At 52.2% G+C, this 787-nt stretch carries 1 protein-coding gene, 2 tRNA genes and 1 rRNA gene; 1 reads left to right on the top strand and 3 read right to left on the bottom strand.

Annotated elements, in window-relative coordinates:
- The first annotated feature begins 47 nt into the window (after nucleotides 1–47).
- Nucleotides 48–260, top strand: coding sequence for a hypothetical protein (locus tag OP495_RS18575; protein WP_280565027.1), 213 nt, complete (start codon nucleotides 48–50; stop codon nucleotides 258–260).
- A gap of 42 nt (nucleotides 261–302) precedes the next feature.
- On the opposite strand, the gene OP495_RS18570 is transcribed toward OP495_RS18575, so the two are convergent.
- From OP495_RS18570 to OP495_RS18560, 3 genes are all read right to left on the bottom strand, one after another.
- Nucleotides 303–378 (bottom strand) — tRNA-Ala (locus OP495_RS18570).
- Between the two features lie 166 nt (nucleotides 379–544).
- Nucleotides 545–621: transfer RNA gene (locus OP495_RS18565), tRNA-Ile, on the bottom strand.
- 98 nt (nucleotides 622–719) lie between these two features.
- Nucleotides 720–787 (bottom strand): 16S ribosomal RNA (locus OP495_RS18560); the annotation flags it as partial.

The raw sequence follows: 787 nt of genomic DNA, 5'->3' as shown, positions 1-787 counted from the left end.
CTTGACCATATAACCCCAAAGGGTCTGGCCTGGCGACGATCACGATCATGCCGGATACGCTTGAGACGTATCGTCTTGCTTTGTCAGCTTATGCCACATTGTTAAAGAGCGACTGCTCGAAAGCAGTTGGAAGAGCTAAGAAGGAAGAGAGAAGGAAGATCCTTCGTGTGCTCATCTTCTTAACGCTTACAACTGATTTCAGCGTATTGACGACTGTCGGGAACTCTTTCCAAGACAAGGCGAAAGATGGCGACGCATAGGCCTCTATGCGAGTCAGCTTTCAACGCCGTATTGGGAAGAGATGGTGGAGCCTACCGGGATCGAACCGGTGACCTCCTGCGTGCAAGGCAGGCGCTCTCCCAGCTGAGCTAAGGCCCCTTAGCAAGAGGGAAGAATGAAGAAGGAAGAGTTAAGAAAGGGCTTCTTTCCTACCTCTTAAGCCTTACTCTTTCCGACTTGACACTATTTTATTCAGATCAAGGCATTTTGTGGCGACGCCTAGCCTGCTAGGCGAGTCACGAAATAACGCCGAGCTGGATAAAATTGGTGGGTCTGGGCAGACTTGAACTGCCGACCTCACCCTTATCAGGGGTGCGCTCTAACCAACTGAGCTACAGACCCGGCTACTAACCACTGGGTCCAGGACCCAAACAGTCGTTGCTCTGCGCGATCAGGTAATTCATTGTGAGCGCTTACCCAGGACGGGATGCGCGGTCGTTTAAGGAGGTGATCCAGCCGCAGGTTCCCCTACGGCTACCTTGTTACGACTTCACCCCAGTCATGAACC

The organism is Chromohalobacter sp. 296-RDG (genome assembly GCF_029889885.1).
Lineage (GTDB): Bacteria > Pseudomonadota > Gammaproteobacteria > Pseudomonadales > Halomonadaceae > Chromohalobacter.
Note: the sequence above shows the minus strand (reverse complement) of the source record. Positions and strands in the feature narration are given on the sequence as shown.

Coding starts and splice junctions, on each gene's coding strand:
- OP495_RS18575 (WP_280565027.1), top strand. CDS start 48: ATGCCGGATACGCTTGAGACGTATCGTCTTGCTTTGTCAGCTTATGCC.